We start from the raw sequence: 19,622 nt of genomic DNA on the forward strand, positions 1-19,622 counted from the left end.
GCATCTTGCATATCTTTTTTCTCTAATACTTTACATATATTGAGGTGCTATTTATGAAACAAATATATATTATTATCGGTGTTTTACTTATTTCATTACTTACAATTTATATTTTGTTCAATACTTCAATCATACAACCTCATACACCTTCTAAAGAAAATAAGAGAGAGCAACAAACCAATACTATTTCTTACGGATTGAAGGATAATCAAGGCCAACATATTAACAACGGTAGTACAATTACTAGTGAGGATAATAAAATTAATGTATCATTATCATTCGTACATACTATTAACGAAAACCGAAAATATGGATTAATTGTTCTAGAAAATTACGAACAAAAACCTTTTAAAATAGAAGATACTACTAATGAAATATCACACTATTTTTTTGATATGAAACCAAACAGTTCAATTACTACGAAAATCTCTTTACACATTTCTCCTAATGCAAGTGAATTAACCTTTTTAATAATTAAAAAACCTGAATACAAATTAAAAGATAATAACTTAAATAAAGCAGCCATTTTAGAAGATATTCTAAGTATGCGATACTCAATGCATCCTCCTCAGAAAGAAAGCGAAAAAATAAAACTCTCCCTTATAGATCCAGATGCTATTTTAAAAGATGGTCTTTACGAACCATTATTTGTTACGAACCGTGAAGAGAACTTACAAACTGTCTTCTTTGAAAAGGAAGGCAAGCAATTAACCCTATCAAACGGTAATGAAACAAAAGATGAAATGACTTACGCAATCGTGGCTTTTAAAGATTGGAAACAAGTTGAAATATTTAACAATAGAAAAGTCGTTTATACTAAGGTTGCACCTGAAACGAGACAAATCTTTAATTTCACATTGCCTTCAGTGAATCAGGAAAGTAATTTTCAACTCGTCGCTTTTCCATTTCCTTTTAAAGTTAGCGAAGAAGATTATGTCAGTCAACAAGTATTCAGTTCCTTTCGCATCGTAATTGAAAATGAAAATAAATAAGTTATACTGTGCACATTACAACAACCAAAAAAGGCCTACTCACACGAGTAGGCTTTTGAAACTACGAAAGTTTCGTCAATAACTGATTTAAATCTTTTTTCGTTTTCGTCGTTAAAGATTTCATTTTATTAATATCGATTTTTTCTTTCTCCGCTCCTACAATTAACGGATACATACTTTGACCGATTGTTTTAGAATCCGTCGGATGTGATGCCTCTAGCTCTTTTTCAATCACATCCCACTTTTCATTAATTTGTTTGCCAAGCTTATTCACTGTTTCCAATTTCGGATTAGCAGCTAACTGCTTGTCCAAACTATCAATTAATGCTACAACTTCTTTAACATTCGTTTTCACAGCAACACTTTTCTTCGGATCTTTCGTTGTCTTTCCGTTATTGTTTGTGCTTGTACTTGTGCTTTGATCTGTTGTTTTCCCGCTAGTCGTTTGATCATTCGTTTTTCCTGTCGTCTCTTTTTCTTTTGTTTTTACATTTTCGTTTTGAGTTGACGTTTTGCCGTTACTTTCTGTCCCTGATGATTCTTTCGTATTTTTTGCATCCTTATCTGTTTTTTCATTTGAAGAAGTATTTGTTTCTTTTTCAGTATCTTTCGTTGTTTTTGACGCTTCATCTGCACTTGTCGTTTTTGCTTCTCCATCATTTTGCGCAGTTACTTGCTCTTTCTTTTCCGTTTCTTTATCTGCTGAAGGACTACAAGCTGCCATAGTAAGCATTGTACCAATTGTTATCGATGCGATAGCGACCTTTTTTAATTTCATATAAATCCCCCTATGTTTTACATAATTTATCCTCCCCTTTACGATTCGATTTCCCCTTAAAAAATCCCTTTTCACACGAATTATCATCTTTCCGACAGTAATCTTCATAATAATACGGACAAAAACCGATAAGCTCATTTTAATATTCGAGTTTCTTCTACTTCATTTTTCTGCTCGCCAGTAAAAGAAAAAGAGTATATTGTCACATTAAGAATTACTATCTTCATATGACGATATACTCTTCTATCAAATTTTTATCTTTCTTGACATTTTATTTATAAAAAAAAATGAAATTTTCTTTCGTTTTTTGTTTCTCAATATTTGTTAACATAATATTTTTATGAATAACCACCATTCGAGTGAATGACTTGCCCAGTAACCCATTTCGCTTCTTCACTTACTAAAAAAGAAATTAAGCGCGCAGCATCCATTGTTTCTCCAACTCTACCTTGCGGGAATTTCCACACTAAATAATGTTTTAATTCTTCTGTAATCCACCCTGTATTTGTTGGTCCTGGATCAACGGCATTAACAGTAATCCCCTTCTCCATCGCTACTGGTGCTACTGACTTTGTAAATGCTTCAATTGCTCCCTTCGTTGCTGCATATGCTAGTTCATCTGGCATTGGACCTACTGACTGCCCTGAAGTAAGATTAATAATACTCCCGCTCGTTTTAAGTGAATAATGTTTTATAAACAATGAACTTAATAACATAGTAGCCCGAACATTAACTGTATAATGTTTATCCAACTGCTCTACATCTAATTCCTCAATTCTCGTATGAGTAGAATACACTGCATTATTAATTAGAATAGATGGATCACCTAACCGTTCTGATACCATATAAAACAAACGATTTGGCGAATAAGACTGCGATAAATTGATTTCTGCCATTTCACATCGCACATCGTAACTTTCAATTTCCTTTTTCAGCAAAAAGGGTTCTTGATCACTCATTCCCCATGGCATCGCTTTATCATACTTTGGCCAGTACGTGAAAAAAATGTCTATCCCCTTTTGAGCAAGCACCTTGCATACAGCTGCACCAATTCCATTCAGACGAGTTGCCCCTGTTACAATTGCTATTTTCTTCACCTTTTTCTCCTCCATCTATACACAGATCCCCTGCATGAATACAGAGGATCTATCTTCTTATTGAATATTTGACAGTATACGTTCAGCACCTAATTTTAACATTTTAATAAAGATATAATTTACAATCGTAAACATTACAAATAAAACGATAAACATAACCCACAGTCCGACATGAAGGAAGAAGTATAATACACTTACTCCCGCTACAATAATTAAAGCTATTAAAATATTAGCTAAAAAATTCCACAATGTTGTATATCGGCTTTTAAATAATTTCTGTTCTGTATCCCAATGTATATCTGCAGTTTGTGCATCCCAGCGTGTACCGATTAAATTAATTAACAATAACCCGTTCGCACTTAGTAAAAACCACAGTAACATGAAAACAGGAGAAATCCTAGCTACAACTGCCATCGTAATACCGAATACTGCTAAAATGATTACATTAATTAACCAAGCAGTGATTGCTTTCGCAAAAAAGATATCCGAAGCCTTTACTGGTAAGTAACGATTCACAAACCAAGAGCTTCCATCTCGCGAAAATGACGTTGTTGCAATGACGTTACTACCCATTAAAAATAACGATGCACAAAGACCAACACCAATTGCGAATCCTGTTGTCTCTGGATTGTTAATATACTCTGTAATAAACTTTAAATTTCCATCTTGCACAAATAAAATAAAGAACAACATAATTGGCATAACGAAAGTTTGTACAATACAATTTAAGAAAAATTGTGGTGTACGGAATAACGTTTTAAATTCTTTTTTCACATACGCTTTTAAATGCGAACTTTGTACTGTTGATTTCTGTAAACCTTCCGCCGAAATAACTTGTTTCTTTGCTGTACTCGTTGAAAGTCCAATAACCCCTTTTAAATATGTACGCTCTGCAACGTAATAAAACAACACAAAGAAGACAAATGAAATAACTGCAAAGATTATTACATATAAAGGTCCCTTCCAATTTGCATTTTCTACTAATGCCACTGCTCCAAAATATGTAGTTGGAAAATAATTTGTCATTTGTACTAAAAGAGAAGATTGATTATTTACAAGGTATTCCGCAGCCCCATCACCAGAAAACGCACTTTTATTTCTCCACTGCATAAATACGTTAATTCCTACAATAAATAATATACTTACGATTCCAATAAATATATTTCCTCGATCTTTATTTTTCGCTATATTTGTATACCTCATAATAATTGTCATCAGTAACGAAGCTAATACTAACGGCACGATTGGGAAGAGTAAGTAAATAAAAATCATATATATGTAATATGTAATAAATGCGCCACTTTTTAAACCGTACGTAATGAAGATTGGTAATAAAATGAATGAACTCATTACGTACTGTGTAATTAATACCGTTAAAAATTTTGCCGAAATAATTTGCGCTGGTTTTAATGGTAACGGCAGTAACATTTCAATATCATTGCTGTAGTAAAATACAGTTAAAATGTTCGTTATACTCATTAAAAATACCCATATACTCGCAATCGCAAGTCCCATTGCAATAATCATTCCCGGCCCTTGCCCTAATTGTTTCAGACCTTCATACATTCCGTGCGTCATCGAACCAAATATTAAAAATCCAACAAATAAAATAGCTGCAAATGAAAATAAATACGCCCATCGCTTCTTCTTATCTGCTATAAAATCTGCGTAATTTAACTTTAATAGTACCTTCGTTAACGTCCAAATTTTACTCATTGCCCGTCATCTCCAAGAACATTTTTTCAAGTGATTCATTGGATTTAAAATGATCTCTCATTTCATCTAAATTTCCTTTAAACTGCAAATTCCCCTTATTAATAATAGCAACCCGGTCACATATTTTTTCCGCTACTTCTAATACGTGTGTAGAGAAAAATACAATCTTTCCTTTATCCGCATGTTCTCTCATCATTTCTTTTAAAATATATGCAGATTTCGGATCAAGCCCTGTTAACGGTTCATCTAAAATCCATACATCTGGCTCATGCACGAGCACACCAATAATAACGATTTTTTGTCTCATACCGTGCGAATAACTTTGAATTTGATCAGATAATGCATTATAAAGATCAAACTTCTTCGCTAAAGACTCTATTCGTTCTTGTCTTACTTCTTTCGGCACTTCATACATATCAGCCATAAAGTTTAAATATTCAATTCCTTTTAAACGTAAAAACATATCCGGACTATCCGGCACATAACCAAACGTCTTCTTCGCTTCCATCGGCTCTTCCATAATATTTTTTCCGTTAATCGTAATAGTCCCTTTGTCCACTCCGTGAATACCAGTAATCATCTTAATTGTCGTTGATTTACCCGCACCATTCGGTCCTAAAAATCCAAAGATTTCGCCGCTAGGTACAGATAAACTTAAATCTTTTACTGCATAGGTAGACCCATTATAACTTTTTGACACATTCGTAATTTCAATCATTCCATCCAATCCTTTCCTTAATTACCAAATAACTATATTGATATTATAGCATACTTCTATTTTAAGATTTTTACATTTTTCAGTTTATTTAACCTTTAAAATAAATATACACCCCTAATCCAACAACTAAAACGACAGCTAGTATAATATAAATCATTGTTAATCGTTTAATATTCCCCTTTGTCGCTTTGCTATAATTTGCATCACCATTCCACCCAATTAACACCGTCGCAATGACAGTAATCACTACAAGTAATACAACGATCATGATCCAAGTTAGCATTTCTTCCTCCCCCTCCTTACAACCATTTTACAATATTATCCTCTTTATTTCGCAGCATATTTCCTCTTTTTACTATTATTATGAAGCAAACTGGAAAACTATTATTACCATTCCTATCCAATTGTGATATATTTGTAACATAACGTGACTTATTTCTAACAACGTAAGGAGGACCTATCATGAAAACAACTTGGATAAAATATTTAGGATTTCTCGGTTTCTTCGGTTTCCTCGGATTTTTTTATGAAAAAGGATTGTTTACTATGTTCTGTTTCTTCTCCTTTTTCACATCGTATAGAACAGTTCAACACGATGAACTGTTTGAACAAATTGTCAATAAATCGTGCCGCAATGCATTTATCGTTACGTTACTAACTACCGCAATCATTATGTTTATTGAAATGTTATTTCCAAACCCGGCGCTACAAGAAATTGATATCGCTCTTATTTTCGGTACACTCATTCTTACGTTCGGTTTTTCTATGTTCTTTTATGATAAACCTGTTGATGAAATGGAAGATGCACCATGGCGTTCGTAACGAGGATAAAAGAATACCGCGCCAAATTGAACATGACACAAGAAGATTTAGCAAAGAGCATTGGTGTACGCCGTGAAACAATTAGCCACCTTGAAAAAGGTAAGTATAATCCTTCATTGCAACTCGCTCACGATATAGCGAAGGCACTTCATAGTACGATTGATGAGATTTTTATTTTTGAGGATTAATTAAGGGTACAAAATCACCAGAACCACGTAAAAATACCGGCATCCTTCCTATGAAGAATACCGGTATTTCTCATTTATCATCCATACAAAACCGCATGAAATACGCCTAACAGTAAATATTGATCGTCTATATAATCCTCATCATATAGATTCATCTCAATGTAATACATATCTTCCTCAAGACGAATATTCCAATCTGCAGTTACATAGCCGTTTCGTAATAACTTTCCAAGCCCAATTGTAGTTTTGTGAACAACAAATTCTTCTCTCTTATATGTAAAGGTAAATAAGAAATTTGCATCCAATAACTTTCCGTCACATACAAGTATTTCATGCTCTGCATCATTATTATCGATGTACGTTACTAAAATCTTTCTTTGGCGCTGCCTACTTACATCCTTTGCAATGACGCGAATATTTTTCTTAATATCCTTTATTTCATAAATGATATTACTACCAATTTTCGGAATAAAATCCAGCACTCTCATCAGCGTATTTTTATAATAGCCCCTTACTACGCCTACTTGCTCGCTTCCATTATAAACCTCTATCGGCGTCGTATCTGCTTTGCTATCACACAGTCGTTTGTAAGAAAGCTGCATCATTCGCTCTCCTCTTAAGTACTGATCAAACGTCACAGGATATTCTATCGCACGCAGTTCCTTATTTAGCTCATATAAATAGCATTGAACGCTCTCTACTAATGTTTCAGTAGAGATACGCTCTTGAAGTTCAAATTCTTGCCAGCTGGAAGAAACATTCCATTGGTTATGATCCTCTTCATAGAAGAAGCCAAGAATGACCTCTTCACGGTCAGCCGTTTCATATTTCATAGGCACGTTTTGCCCGTGTTGAACTTGTTCCATCCACTGACCTAAATAAATGCCCAGCTCCGCAACCTTCATACATGACTTCTGAAAAAGTACGCTGTCACTCGCGAGAATCGTTAATTCCCCTTCAATAAAGCCCTTTGTATAAGCATCATACTTTGGCTCATCCTTCTGCGGAATAGCCTTGTCTAACTCAAATAAAAACTTTAACATTCTTTATTCACCTCTAGTTGTTACACAGTTCATACCTAACATTGCAGCACTCTGAGAAACTATGTATATATACACATTTAATTTATGTATTATAACACGTAAATGACCTTAGTATAGAAACACTATTTTCGCTTTACGAACTCCCTCATAATAGAATAACTATCCTTTTATTATTTTTTCTTGACTTAGAGTTCACTCTAACCATTATAATCAACTCATAGTTCATTCACAATAAAATCAATTGGACAAAATTCAGTAGGGATTGGAATAGCTAAAATCAAAAGTGGCTGACATTATCGCAGACCTGGATATTGTTATTCGAACCTTTGATTTATCTGTTACTACAATTGTATATTAAGGTACTATTCAAATAAAAAACAACAATTTCCTGTGCATTAAGAAGTAAGTGATTCTTGTTATTTTTTCCTTATTTTACTTTCTCTTAATAGTCGTAAATCTTCTATAATTTATTTAGTACATATAAAAGAGACGGAACCTTAAAATCAGCAAATTAGAAAATAAAACAGGATGGGAGTCAATTATTATGGATCAATCAAATAAGGCATTTAGCCTAGCATTAGTAAAATCGTTAAGAGGAGAACGAGGACATCTTCCCATCAAAAATGCTTTGTCGGATATAGACATGGTGCTTGCGGGAAAACGCAGAGAGGAACTACCTTATTCTATTTATCAATTAGTAAAACACATGACCTACTGGCAAGATTTTCTCTTATTATCCGCCCAGGGGAAGAAGCCTGCATTGCCCGCCCATGTAAAAGAGAGCTGGCCTGAAGAAGAATGTCCTGCCAGTGAAGAAGAGTGGCAACAGATTATTCAGTATTTTCTTCAAGGGATTGAACAGGCATGCACGATTGCCCAAACTGTTCAATTGGACAAAATATTGGAGGAATGGCCTGGTGAAACCACTGGCGGTGTTCTACGCAATATTGCATCTCACAACTCCTACCATTTAGGAGAAATTGTGCTGATCCGCAGATTATTTAGTGCTTGGCCACCACCAACAGGCGGATATCCAGTCTAAACAAGGAAATGGTTCCAACCTATGCCCATTAACTTAAAATTTCGAATTACTTCCAAAACGAAATTTTTACCACTTTACAGTTATTTATGAAAATTAAATTCATTTTTTTCATTATTAGGGAACAAACATTTTTTTACTTGATGGAGATAGGGTACAAAAATATACATTTCATCTCCTAACAAAATAAAAAAGATTGCTCATATCCTAAGAGGCAATCTTTTTTTATTTTTAAGCAGTTTGTAATTTGTCATTACAAACTGCTTAAAATATTATTTCGTGTTATTTCTGTTTTCCAAAACCTTCTCCACATTAACCCTCAATTTTAATTCCAGCTTGTTTAAATGGTTCTGATTTTATTTCTGTTTTCTTCAGTAAAATTGTTTTGACTTGGTGCCATCTTTTTTGTTCCATATCTTAGTATATGAAATTATATCGACGATTCATCAAATTTCAACACAATTAAAATGAGGCTGCCTTTTCTTGAACCACTCCCACAATTTCTAAAATTTGCAGAAGACTCTCCACTTCATAAGTCGGCTTAACTTCTGCCCTATTTTCTTTCAAACTCGGATTATACCAACATGTATCAATGCCGTAGTCTTCTCCGCCTTTCATATCAGAAGTTAACGAATCTCCAACCATAAGTACACTTGATTTATCCGTAATTCCAAATTTCTCAAATGCATAATCAAAAATCTCACGTGCTGGCTTTTGATGACCAACTTCTTCAGAAATAATAATATGATCAAAGAAATTACATAAAGGCGAATTTCCGATTCTTGATTGTTGCACCTTCGTATATCCATTCGTAATAATACCTAGCTTGCAATCTTGTAGATTTTCACATAATTGCACAGCACCTTCTATAAGATGTACTTCTTTCCCTAAGTTTTCAAGATATACATCGCTAAATTGCTGCGCATCTACGTCTATATTATGAAGTGCAAATAATTGTCTAAATCGATCTACTGCTAATTCACTTAGCGTAATCATTTTATTTTCTAAATCTCTCCATAATCCATTACTAATCTCTTTATAACTTGCAAGATAATCATTATACCCTGTAGGCATGCCGAACTGTACAAACGCATTGTGTAATGCATTCCTTTCCGTTTCAGGGAAATTTAATAATGTATCGTCTACGTCGAATAGTATTACTTTGTATTTCATGATGTTTTCCTCAACTCCTATATTCTCATAGCTTAATTATAACAACAATAGTAAAAGGAGGCTAATCCAAATCAGCCTCCTTCTCATTATTAATCTTCCAGCAATAACACTTTCATTTCTTCTAACGAATCTTTCGTAAAGCCAAGAGCTTTTTCGGCGTATGCTTCGACTGATCCGTATTGCTTTTGGATTCCATCAATCGCAGCTTGTAAATATTCGGCGCGCGCTTCAAACATTGCACCTAATATTGCTCTGCTCTCATCATTTTGTAATTTCGCACCTAAAAAGGCCATCATTTTTTCATTTAGCTTTTCACGGAATCCGTTACTTAATAAGTAATCTTCCATTACTGTTTTTTCCGGTACACCTAGTAAAAGTAATAAAAGCGCTGAACCAAATCCAGTACGATCTTTTCCAGCTGTGCAGTGGTTTACTAATGGTAAGTTTTCCGGGTTTTGCGCTAAGTTTAAGAAGCTCACGAATGCCTCGTTACCACTTACGAAATCTTGATTCATTTTCACAAGATACTCACCTGGTTTTCCTAACATAGAAAGGTCACCAACTTGGAAAAACTCATTTATATTTAAGTCTTTCGCTAAGTCTTGCATAACTGGTAAGCACACTTGACGAGCACCCGTAATTTCTGGATTCGGCTTATGCTTCACTTCAAAGTCTGTACGGTAATCACAAATTAACTTTAAACCAGACTTTTGTAAATACGCAATATCCCATTCTGTTAGTCCTGCTAATTCTTCAGAACGGTATAATTTGCCCCATTTCACTTTACGGCCTTCTGTCGTTTCATATCCTCCCATATCACGGAAGTTAAACGCGCCTTGTAATGGCAGTCTACGCTCAGCTACTGTTACTGCTTGTCCATTACTTCCTACTAATCTAAAATATGGACGTTCATTTTCACTCGGGTTTTCAATTGTATATGATAATTCTCCATTTACCGTTGCAAGTAATTCTCCAGTTTCTTCAATATGTTCTGGTGAAGTACTCCAATAAATACGAACTTCTTCTATATTATTTTCCCATTTTATTTGTAACGTATTATCTTCAATTCTTTCTACAGTTGCTTGTAACCAATATCTTTGCTGCTCCATTCTTTCACCAACGCTTTCTCTTATAGTCAAATCTTACTCTATTTTATTATAGGAATATCTACTTTGTCGTTCTCATTTTTCTTTTTATCTTACAAACAGGCAAAAAGTTCTTTTACTTGTTCAAAATTTGTACACGGGTTCCCACTAGATGTGTCCCAGAGTATATCTTAAAACTCCCTCACATACCGCTCAGTACAACTCAGCAACTGACATCCGTTCTTTTCAAAAACATCCTTCATCCACTCATTTTGTATATTTGTCTCACCAATATAATAAGATGCACCTATTTCCTTTAAGACAAACATCGCACCTGCAAATAGTGCAGCTTCATATCCCTTGTTACGCATATTTGGAGTAGCTGCGAAGTGCATAAGTTTCCCTTCTTCTAACGTACCTCTTTCAATATGTGGGATTACAACTCCTATCGGCTCTTCACCTACACTCGCTGTTAAACAATGTTCTTTCCAGTGCTCACCAATTTCTTGTAGCATCATGTGTACAAATTGATCATGAGCGACTGGTTCTCCCGTCGCTTCATTCCACAGTGTGTAAAAAGCCTCTTCCCCTACTTCTTCAATTAACTTAAAATCAACTTCACTTTCTACATCTTCTACTTCGTATATATCTTTAAACACAATCATGTTTTCCGTAACATATTCAAATGAATACGTTTCAAAACATTTTTTATACACATCATAATTTGGACTTTTTGAAGAGATTTCAAAATGTAGTTTTTCTAATCCATCTTTTTCAGCTTCAGCAACGCAATATTGCATCATCTCTTCTAATTGCTCTTCTGTAAAAATTTCTGCATTATTTTCTTTTATCATGACAGAAGAAGCACTTCTTCTTATTTTAAAATGTTTTTCTAACTGTTCTATCGTCGTCATATTCTTCCCTCATCTATATCATACTCGAATTTGTAATCGTTCTCCTTGCATGAGCAGGATTGTCCTTGAATATATAGAATACTAGAAAAGATCGCATCTTTAAAGTTCGGAGGAGGTTCTCCATTGGATATTACAGCGCTGCAACAACAGTTAGAGCTTATACAACAAAATGACTATACGCAACTACAACATATAGATGTAAATGAGTTAACTTTGAACATGCTTCAGTATATCGGAACGACTGATAGTTACGTTCGTTACCAACTTATATATAAATGTTTTGCACATTTTATTCATCATGAATTCCTTATGGACGATCAACTGAAATTACTGTTGCAAACTTGTTTAAGTGATGAGTATTTACATTGTGACATTTACTCCCCACATACAGATGGGGTTTTCACACGTTCTTACACTGTTTCGTTAATCGCATTAATACTCCAATTCGCTAACTCACACTACTTTTTTACAGAGGAAGATATCGAGGAAATAAAAAACAAACTTATTACATATACAAACTTAGAAACGGATTTTCGTAGCTATATCGAAAATAAAGGATGGGCTCATTGTCTTGCCCACGTATCTGATGCCTTTACTGAAATTGTTCATAATTCTTATACGACCTTTGAATGGTATGAAGAATTAATTCATTGCTTATTAAATAAAATCTTTATTCCATCTGACCTTTTTCATAATAACGAAGATGAACGCATTGTTACTCCATTATTAGCAATGCTGTATCATGATTTTCCTCAAAACGAGTTAATTTCTATTATTCATAAAAAAATAAAAAGGCTTCCTCAAATTAGAAAACGCCTTTCGCTTAATGAGTATTGTATTTTATGTGCCAACATTAAAACCTTTTTACGCACATTATTTTTCAGAACGAAAGATGACCATAACTTAGCCTTTACAGCACGTAAAACAGAAAGAATGTTAAAGGAACTTCCAAATTATTATTAGCTATAAGGAGACAACTATGGGTTATATTGAAGATATGAGAAATCTAGTAGGAAATCACCCACTGATTTTAATAGGATCACACGCCATTATATTAAATGAAAAAGATGAAGTATTGCTGCAGCTTCGTACAGATTTTAACCGCTGGGGCATTATTGGCGGTGCCTTAGAATATAACGAAACGTTAGAAGATGCTTTAAAACGAGAAGTGTTTGAAGAAACTGGACTTATTATTAAAAATCCAGAACTAATCCGTACATACTCAGGGCCAGATTTCTTTCAAATCTATCCAAATGGCGATCAAGTACACGGTGTACTCGTTGTTTATATTTGCCGAGAATTTCATGGGGAGCTTGTATGTGATAAAACTGAGTCAAAAGAATTACGTTTCTTTCCGCTTGATGAGTTACCTAGTACTCTTCATCCAGTCATTGAGAAGATTCTTCGCGATTTTCATCACTCCAATAAAAAATAGAAATCAAACAACCTCATTTCCCGTCATTACAACGTGAAATGAGGTTGTTGTCATTCACCGTAAATCCCTATTTCCCCAAAATGATATTAACGCTCTCTTTTTACAACTTTATATCCCTTTATAAAAAGGATAGTTATATAAGAAACAATAAATGAAAGAATAGTATACATGCCCACCCAAAAGAAAAATGCTGGATCGTGCACTGTAACATTTAACATAAGAAAAATAAGAAATGTTACTATTGGCATCACATAAAATGTACCTACTTTATATGCTCCAGCTATTGAAACAATACAAACAAGCAATGGATATATACAGAAAATAAAAATGATTTCACTCAACGTTATGTCCCCCTTTCTGCAGAAATAATAGGTTTCTCGTACACATTTGGGGGAACAACAAAATTTTATTTTTTATCAATTATTAGTAAATATAATGTTAGATTGTTATCTCAATCTGATTTCCTTCAGGATCACTTACTACACTTTCATAATAACCATCCCCTGTAGTACGCGGCCCGTTTAGCACTGGGTATCCTGCTTCTCTTAATGTATTAGTTAATTCGTTCACTTTTTCTTTGCTATCTACTGAAAAAGCAATATGCGCATATCCTATTGTTTGTGTTTGTACTTTCTCGTCTATCCCTACCTGCTTCATAAGTTCTAGACGCGCACCGCCTTCAAAAGTTATGAAATAAGATTCAAACTGCTTTTTCGGATTGTGATATAAGCTATTTTCTTCACCACCGAAGTACTGTTTATAAAAATCACGCATTCTTTCTAAATCATTCACCCAAATTGCTACATGTTCAATTTTCATAATCGACACCTTTTCTTTTATGTTATTCAACTGGCAATTGGATGCTTCATTGCCAGTACATTTAATTTTCTTTATTTGTTCTCATAATCATAAGATCAAGTCCAAGGCTTTTTAACCCATATAAATAATCTTCTTTCCAGTTGCTCACTGTTATTTTCGGAATATGTTCTGCCGGAATGTACTGCGGACAACTTTTTACAATCTGATCTATTACAATTTGGTTCACTTCATCATCACAGAAGATGAATCCATGAGGGTTAATAATAGCTATACATGTAGCTATTAAACGAGTAATAGCATCTATATTATATTCCTCTGGATTATTCGAATCTTCACTTCTCAAAGCTTGCAAGAAATTTTTATTATCGTACTGCGGGACGAAAGATATCTCTCCTGAGAAAAATGTGCTTCCGCGTACGACATCTCCATTTACCATAATCCCCGCACCTGGGCCATTTTGACCTGAATACAAATATACAAGAGAGGAATTTTCATTGTTTCCAGTATTTTTATGATAGCCGAGCACTGCAGCATTCATATCGTTTTCTATTACTACTGGTATAGAAAACAGTTCCTCCAAGTGACTTTTCAAATTAAAATTTTGGAACTTTTCATATCCAGGAATATAGAAAATACGCCCATTATCGACAGCACCAGGAACACCAATTGAGATTGAACTTATCTTTGGAAACGTAGCTATAAGACTTTCTATATGTTCTGTTAATACACTTAGACCCGTATCAATTAATGCACTTGAAGTACTGCCTTGTTCTTTTACTTCCCCTAAACAGTTAAAAATTGTATAGTTCGTCTCATTTTTTTCTAAAAATATCGCTAAACCTAACATATATTCTGGATTATATTCATATCGTTTTGCTCTTCTTCCACCACTTGAATCATCTAAACCGGCTAAAGTGACTTCACCGTCTTGTTTCATTTTTTCTATAAATTTACTTATCGTTGGAAAACTGATTTCTAATGTATTACTAAGTTCAACTTTCGTTGCACTACCTCGCTCTAGAAGAGCTGTACGAATGCCGCGAAGGATCGTCTCTTTAATCGATTTTTGAGTAACAAATTGTTCACTCAAATCGCTCACCACCTTAATCAACATACTTATTAAACACTTTTAATAAGTTGCGTTGACAATATATCATACATCATTTTCTAAAGCAATAGAGATGATATATTTCTACTAGCGGCACTCCGTATTTAACTCGATGCATTCTCTCTCGTAACAGACGATACAATTCCAGACAAGATAACAAATAATAAAACAGCTAGCAAAGCATTACGTATTCCGAATGCTTCTCCAAGTATTCCTAAAAATGGTGGTCCGACTAAAAACGCTGTAAAACCGATGATAGAAACTGCAGCAACATTAGAAGTCGCATTTTCACTGTCATCTCCAGCAGCAGAAAGCCCAATTGGGAAACCTAACGCAGCACCAATCCCCCACAGTACTACACCAAGTGCTAGAAAATATGAGTTACTCACAAATATGACAATTGTCATTCCTATAATCGCCATCATAATAGTAGCACGCATAACAGCGACGCGACCGAAGCGATCAAGGAAATAACTACTACACATACGAGCTAACGTCATTGCCAATACAAAAATAGTGTACATAATAGAACCTGTCACTACACTTTGCTGATGTCCGTCTACCATTACGATAGGCAGCCAATCGTTGGCACTACCTTCTGTAAATGCCATTCCAAGCACAAAAAGACCAAGTAAAAGCACCTTTTTTTCCATCCGTAAGGAAGTATGCTTCGCTCGCTTTTTGTTCCGCGATTTCTCCTTCTTTCCTGTTCCATGCGGAAGAAAACGATACAACATACATACAAGTAATATAAACATGACCGAAACCGTCAGGAACTGATACAAAATTAGGATATGAAGCGAGATGGCGGCAGAACCACTGAGCGCGCCTACTAAAGTTCCTATACTAAAAAAGCCATGGAATTTCGGAAGAAGAGTTGTTCCTAATTTCTGCTCAATGGCAGAACCTTCTACATTCAATGCGACTTCTGCTAATCCATATCCTACTCCAAATACTAGTAAGCTACCAAAAGCCCCCATACTAGAAACAAAATAAATAGTAATACCTAAACAAAGCAATCCAACAATCATAAAAAACATACTGCCTATAATAACGTCTCTAGCTCCCTTACCGTCAATAAAATGACTTGCACTCAGTAAACCAATTATTGAACCGACAGATAATCCGAACAAAATCCAGCCCATTTCTGCATTTGACACTGCTAAAATATCTCGAGTAGCTGCTGTTCTAGAAATCCATGTAGCAAATGCCACACCTGGCAAAGCAAATAAGAGGAATAGAGCATTTCGAGAGGCAAGTAGCGTCTTTGTATCATTTTCCGCAAAATCTTTCTTCATATGAAACACCTTTCAAATTGTCTATACGATAATTTATACTCTAATGAAAACACCTTTTACTCTTCTATCGTTTTAATAACTTTAGCTGGGTTACCACCAACAACTACATTATTAGGTACATCTTTTGTCACAACTGCCCCTGAAGCAATTACAACATTATCTCCAATTGAAATACCAGGGTTAATAATAGCGCCTCCGCCAACCCAAACATTGTTACCTATCTTTACCGGTTTTCCATATTCTTTGCCAGAGTTTCGTTCCACCGGATGTAATGGATGAGTAGCAGTATAAATGTGAACACCAGGTGCAAACATACAATTATCACCGATTCGAACTTCACAAACGTCCAAAATCACACAATTGAAATTTGCGAAAAAGCTCTTTCCAACATGAATATTGTAGCCGTAATCACAACGAAAATCAGGATTAATTTGTGCTTTCCCATCAGCTGAAGAACCTAAAAGCTGATTTAATAATGTAAAACGCCTCTCATCTCCTGTCTCCATCGCCTCGTTATAAAGGCGTGTTAAACGTTTTGCCTCCACCCTATCAGCCACCAATTCTTCGTCATCCGCAATATACATTTCTCCTGCCACCATCTTTTCTTTCTCCGTTTTCATACAATCCTCTCCTTTTTTATTATATGGGAGGCACTTATTAAACACCTTTAATAAGTACCTTTAATTAAACTTATTAAACAAGTTTAATAAGTAACCCTATATTAGCATACTTTTTAATATATGCAACTAATAAGTTCGGAAAAGAAGTGCGAACTTATTGCTCTATGTATCGATATGAAGAATAATTGATATCGAAAAACGAGGGAACGCTCAGCGCCCCCTCTCAAATCCAATCCGTTTTTTAATTTCCGCTAAATTTACCCTCGCGATTTTTCTTGCTCGCTCAGCACCTTTTTCTAACGCTTCATATAATAAATTTGGTTCATTCATATACATAGTGTATTTCTCACGAGGTCCAGCTAACTCACGATCTACAACGCGAAATAACTCTTTTTTCACATCGCCCCATCCGATTCCAGTCTCATACTTTTCACGCATCGACTGTATTTCATCTTCCCTCGCAAACTCTTTATATATCATAAATAATGTTTCTACTTCTTTCGGTTCATTCGGAAGTGAAGAATCTGTTTTGATTTTAAATATTAACTTTCGTAGTTTTTCTTTCTCTGCAAATAACGGGATTACATTCCCATAACTTTTACTCATCTTTCTTCCATCAAGTCCTGGTAATATTGCTCCTTCTTCTTGCACTACATACTCCGGAAGTGTAAATGTCGTGCCGAATGTATGATTAAAATACGTCGCAATATCACGTGCAATTTCAATATGCTGAATTTGATCTTTCCCAACTGGTACATGAGTAGCTTGAAATAGTAATATGTCAGCCGCCATTAAAATCGGATACGTATATAATCCCATATTCACTCCTGCATCTACCTCTAAACCCGCTTCTTTATTTTGCTCCACCTTCGCTTTATACGCATGAGCACGGTTCATAAGACCTTTCGGAGTTAGGCAAGCTAAAATCCAAGCTAATTCTAGAATCTCCGATACTTCTGTTTGTCGATAAAAAATAACATCTTCCCCAAGTCCAAGCGATAACCAAGTAGCTGCTACCTCTTTCGTATAACTGCTGAACTTTTCTGAATCATGCACAGCATTTAACGCATGATAATCCGCTATAAAATACAATGCTTTTCCTTCATTATTCTTTGACATTTGTAATGCAGGTTTAATCGCACCAATATAATTTCCTAAATGCGGATAACCTGTCGGCTTAATTCCTGTTAACATTATTTTTTCACTCACACTAACTCCTCCTTTCTCAAAATAAAAAGAGCCTCTCATCCTTAAAAAGGACGAGAAACTCCCGCGGTACCACCTTAATTAGCTATCATTATAGCTCACTTCAACTTCTTAACGTGAAGTAACCGTCTTTACCTACTCATTTCAGTTAGAAGCTCCAGAGCCCATTCCATATTCATCCCTTACTGATTCCCACCACATATCAGCTCTCTGAAAAGTTTCGAATATGTACTCTTCTCTTTCATTGCTTTTTCGTTATTTTTTACAGTTTATCACATTTCACTTCCAAACAAACCCTAGTTTTCTATTTTATATAGCAGGAATTTCCACTTCAATTGTCTAATGTTATATAGGTTTGCAGAAATATTCGAAACAACTTTGGAGGTTTTTTCATGGTAAAATATATATCAATTTTAGGTTCAACAGGATCCATCGGCACATCTGCATTAGATGTCGTTTCAGCTCATCCTGAACATTTTAAAATCGTCGGTTTAACCGCAAATTATAATATCGATCTTCTTGAGCAACAAATCAAAACGTTTCAACCTCGTATTGTAAGCGTTGCGACAAAAGACTTAGCAGACAAGCTTCGTACGCGTATTTCAGCAAATACAAAAATCACACACGGGACTGATGGCTTAATCGCAGTAGCTACTCACCCTGATTCAAATCTTGTATTAAGTTCTGTTGTCGGTGTTTCAGGATTACTCCCAACAATTGAAGCATTAAAAGCGAAGAAAGATATCGCTATTGCTAATAAAGAAACTTTGGTTGCAGCTGGACATATCGTAACTGAACTAGCGCAACAAAACGGATGTCGCTTAATTCCAGTAGATAGTGAGCATTCAGCTATTTTCCAATGTTTAAACGGCGAAAATAATAAAGAGATTGAGAAGTTAATTGTAACAGCTTCCGGTGGTGCTTTTCGTGATAAAACACGTGAAGAAATGCAAACATTACAAGCTAAGGACGCTTTAAAACATCCAAACTGGTTAATGGGTGCAAAACTAACGATTGATTCTGCCACATTAATGAATAAAGGCTTTGAAGTAATGGAAGCGAGATGGCTATTTGATATTCCGTATGAAAAAATTGATGTAATGATTCATAAAGAAAGTATCATTCATTCTTTAGTAGAATTTATTGATGGATCAGTTATGGCACAGCTCGGTGCTCCTGATATGAGAATGCCGATTCAATATGCGTTTCACTATCCTACTCGGCTACCTTCTTCCTATGAAAAATTAAATTTATTAGAAATCGGTAGTTTACATTTTGAAAAACCAGATTTAGAGAAGTTCCCTTGTCTACAATACGCATATGAATGTGGCAAAATCGGTGGTACTACTCCCGCTGTATTAAATGCAGCAAATGAAATTGCGAATGCACTATACTTAAAAAATGAAATTGCCTTTTTCGATATTGAAAAAACAATTTACAAAACAGTTGAAGCTCATCATAATGTAAAAGATCCTTCACTTGATGCTATATTGGAAGCGGATCAATGGGCGCGCCAATTGAACTGCACCCCAATTGTTAGACACAGTCTAACAATTGGAGGTGCAGTTTTT

General features: G+C 34.9%; 22 protein-coding genes and 1 other annotated feature. Of the genes, 7 read left to right on the forward strand and 15 right to left on the reverse strand.

Going from position 1 to position 19,622, the window contains the following annotated elements; genetic code table 11:
• Positions 1-53: 53 nt before the first annotated feature.
• On the forward strand, positions 54-992 hold the full coding sequence (locus tag ACODS7_RS10800; RefSeq protein ID WP_029442842.1) for a hypothetical protein: 939 nt from the start codon (positions 54-56) through the stop codon (positions 990-992).
• A 61-nt stretch (positions 993-1,053) separates the two neighbouring features.
• On the opposite strand, the gene ACODS7_RS10805 is transcribed toward ACODS7_RS10800, so the two are convergent.
• The 5 genes from ACODS7_RS10805 to ACODS7_RS10825 all read right to left on the reverse strand — a co-directional run bounded on the left by ACODS7_RS10805 (position 1,054) and on the right by ACODS7_RS10825 (position 5,584).
• On the reverse strand, positions 1,054-1,770 hold the full coding sequence (locus tag ACODS7_RS10805; protein ID WP_029442843.1) for a hypothetical protein: 717 nt from the start codon (positions 1,768-1,770) through the stop codon (positions 1,054-1,056).
• 338 nt (positions 1,771-2,108) lie between these two features.
• The gene (locus ACODS7_RS10810) at positions 2,109-2,867 is read right to left on the reverse strand and encodes an SDR family oxidoreductase (RefSeq protein WP_016080909.1); all 759 of its coding nucleotides are present in this window, start codon (positions 2,865-2,867) and stop codon (positions 2,109-2,111) included.
• Between the two features lie 57 nt (positions 2,868-2,924).
• Positions 2,925-4,583 carry a putative ABC transporter permease subunit gene (locus ACODS7_RS10815; protein WP_029442844.1) on the reverse strand — a complete coding sequence of 553 codons (1,659 nt, stop codon included), beginning with the start codon at positions 4,581-4,583 and terminating at the stop codon, positions 2,925-2,927.
• Positions 4,576-5,301 carry an ABC transporter ATP-binding protein gene (locus tag ACODS7_RS10820; protein WP_000570204.1) on the reverse strand — a complete coding sequence of 242 codons (726 nt, stop codon included), beginning with the start codon at positions 5,299-5,301 and terminating at the stop codon, positions 4,576-4,578. Before ACODS7_RS10820 ends, ACODS7_RS10815 begins: the two co-directional genes overlap by 8 nt.
• A gap of 88 nt (positions 5,302-5,389) precedes the next feature.
• Positions 5,390-5,584, reverse strand: coding sequence for a hypothetical protein (locus tag ACODS7_RS10825; protein WP_243169141.1), 195 nt, complete (start codon positions 5,582-5,584; stop codon positions 5,390-5,392).
• 179 nt (positions 5,585-5,763) lie between these two features.
• On the opposite strand from ACODS7_RS10825, the gene ACODS7_RS10830 reads away from it, so the two are divergent.
• Both ACODS7_RS10830 and ACODS7_RS10835 read left to right on the forward strand, forming a co-directional pair.
• The gene (locus tag ACODS7_RS10830; RefSeq protein ID WP_000859213.1) at positions 5,764-6,123 is read left to right on the forward strand and encodes a DUF3796 domain-containing protein; all 360 of its coding nucleotides are present in this window, start codon (positions 5,764-5,766) and stop codon (positions 6,121-6,123) included.
• On the forward strand, positions 6,111-6,311 hold the full coding sequence (locus ACODS7_RS10835) for a helix-turn-helix transcriptional regulator (protein WP_029442846.1): 201 nt from the start codon (positions 6,111-6,113) through the stop codon (positions 6,309-6,311). Before ACODS7_RS10830 ends, ACODS7_RS10835 begins: the two co-directional genes overlap by 13 nt.
• Before the next feature lie 77 nt (positions 6,312-6,388).
• Here the strand turns inward: ACODS7_RS10835 and ACODS7_RS10840 are convergent, their stop codons facing one another.
• Positions 6,389-7,354 (reverse strand): tubby C-terminal domain-like protein, encoded by a 966-nt coding sequence (locus ACODS7_RS10840; protein WP_048564575.1) that lies wholly within the window; start codon positions 7,352-7,354, stop codon positions 6,389-6,391.
• Between the two features lie 544 nt (positions 7,355-7,898).
• On the opposite strand from ACODS7_RS10840, the gene ACODS7_RS10845 reads away from it, so the two are divergent.
• Positions 7,899-8,396: a DinB family protein gene (locus tag ACODS7_RS10845; protein WP_016080905.1), complete on the forward strand. Its 498-nt coding sequence runs from the start codon at positions 7,899-7,901 to the stop codon at positions 8,394-8,396.
• A gap of 459 nt (positions 8,397-8,855) precedes the next feature.
• Here ACODS7_RS10845 and ACODS7_RS10850 read toward each other — a convergent pair whose 3' ends face one another.
• The 3 genes from ACODS7_RS10850 to ACODS7_RS10860 form a co-directional block, all read right to left on the reverse strand.
• Entirely contained in the window at positions 8,856-9,566 is a 711-nt protein-coding gene (locus tag ACODS7_RS10850; protein ID WP_029442847.1) for a YjjG family noncanonical pyrimidine nucleotidase, read from the reverse strand.
• A gap of 89 nt (positions 9,567-9,655) precedes the next feature.
• Positions 9,656-10,675 carry a tyrosine-protein phosphatase gene (locus ACODS7_RS10855; RefSeq protein ID WP_029442848.1) on the reverse strand — a complete coding sequence of 340 codons (1,020 nt, stop codon included), beginning with the start codon at positions 10,673-10,675 and terminating at the stop codon, positions 9,656-9,658.
• Between the two features lie 167 nt (positions 10,676-10,842).
• Positions 10,843-11,565 (reverse strand): GNAT family N-acetyltransferase, encoded by a 723-nt coding sequence (locus tag ACODS7_RS10860; protein ID WP_016080901.1) that lies wholly within the window; start codon positions 11,563-11,565, stop codon positions 10,843-10,845.
• A gap of 123 nt (positions 11,566-11,688) precedes the next feature.
• On the opposite strand from ACODS7_RS10860, the gene ACODS7_RS10865 reads away from it, so the two are divergent.
• Both ACODS7_RS10865 and ACODS7_RS10870 read left to right on the forward strand, forming a co-directional pair.
• A complete protein-coding gene (locus ACODS7_RS10865) occupies positions 11,689-12,528 on the forward strand; it encodes a DUF2785 domain-containing protein (RefSeq protein ID WP_016080900.1) in 840 nt (279 codons plus the stop codon).
• A 16-nt stretch (positions 12,529-12,544) separates the two neighbouring features.
• The gene (locus ACODS7_RS10870) at positions 12,545-13,000 is read left to right on the forward strand and encodes an NUDIX hydrolase (RefSeq protein ID WP_016080899.1); all 456 of its coding nucleotides are present in this window, start codon (positions 12,545-12,547) and stop codon (positions 12,998-13,000) included.
• An 86-nt stretch (positions 13,001-13,086) separates the two neighbouring features.
• Here the strand turns inward: ACODS7_RS10870 and ACODS7_RS10875 are convergent, their stop codons facing one another.
• The 6 genes from ACODS7_RS10875 to ACODS7_RS10900 form a co-directional block, all read right to left on the reverse strand.
• A complete protein-coding gene (locus tag ACODS7_RS10875; protein ID WP_001289515.1) occupies positions 13,087-13,341 on the reverse strand; it encodes a YbeF family protein in 255 nt (84 codons plus the stop codon).
• 97 nt (positions 13,342-13,438) lie between these two features.
• Positions 13,439-13,819, reverse strand: coding sequence for a VOC family protein (locus ACODS7_RS10880; protein ID WP_016080898.1), 381 nt, complete (start codon positions 13,817-13,819; stop codon positions 13,439-13,441).
• A 61-nt stretch (positions 13,820-13,880) separates the two neighbouring features.
• Entirely contained in the window at positions 13,881-14,909 is a 1,029-nt protein-coding gene (locus ACODS7_RS10885) for an ROK family transcriptional regulator (RefSeq protein WP_043936676.1), read from the reverse strand.
• Between the two features lie 122 nt (positions 14,910-15,031).
• Complete coding sequence (locus ACODS7_RS10890; RefSeq protein ID WP_098629764.1) at positions 15,032-16,225, reverse strand: MFS transporter; 1,194 nt, start codon at positions 16,223-16,225, stop codon at positions 15,032-15,034.
• A gap of 56 nt (positions 16,226-16,281) precedes the next feature.
• Positions 16,282-16,845 (reverse strand): maltose O-acetyltransferase, encoded by a 564-nt coding sequence (locus tag ACODS7_RS10895; RefSeq protein ID WP_048564573.1) that lies wholly within the window; start codon positions 16,843-16,845, stop codon positions 16,282-16,284.
• Between the two features lie 210 nt (positions 16,846-17,055).
• Positions 17,056-18,054 carry a tryptophan--tRNA ligase gene (locus ACODS7_RS10900; RefSeq protein WP_029442852.1) on the reverse strand — a complete coding sequence of 333 codons (999 nt, stop codon included), beginning with the start codon at positions 18,052-18,054 and terminating at the stop codon, positions 17,056-17,058.
• 43 nt (positions 18,055-18,097) lie between these two features.
• Positions 18,098-18,305, reverse strand: a binding site (T-box leader).
• A gap of 138 nt (positions 18,306-18,443) precedes the next feature.
• Here ACODS7_RS10900 and ACODS7_RS10905 point away from each other — a divergent pair.
• Positions 18,444-19,622: 1-deoxy-D-xylulose-5-phosphate reductoisomerase (locus tag ACODS7_RS10905; RefSeq protein WP_488826662.1), on the forward strand; the 1,179-nt coding region annotated here is incomplete at its 3' end.

The organism is Bacillus sp. FG16 (assembly GCF_057809515.1).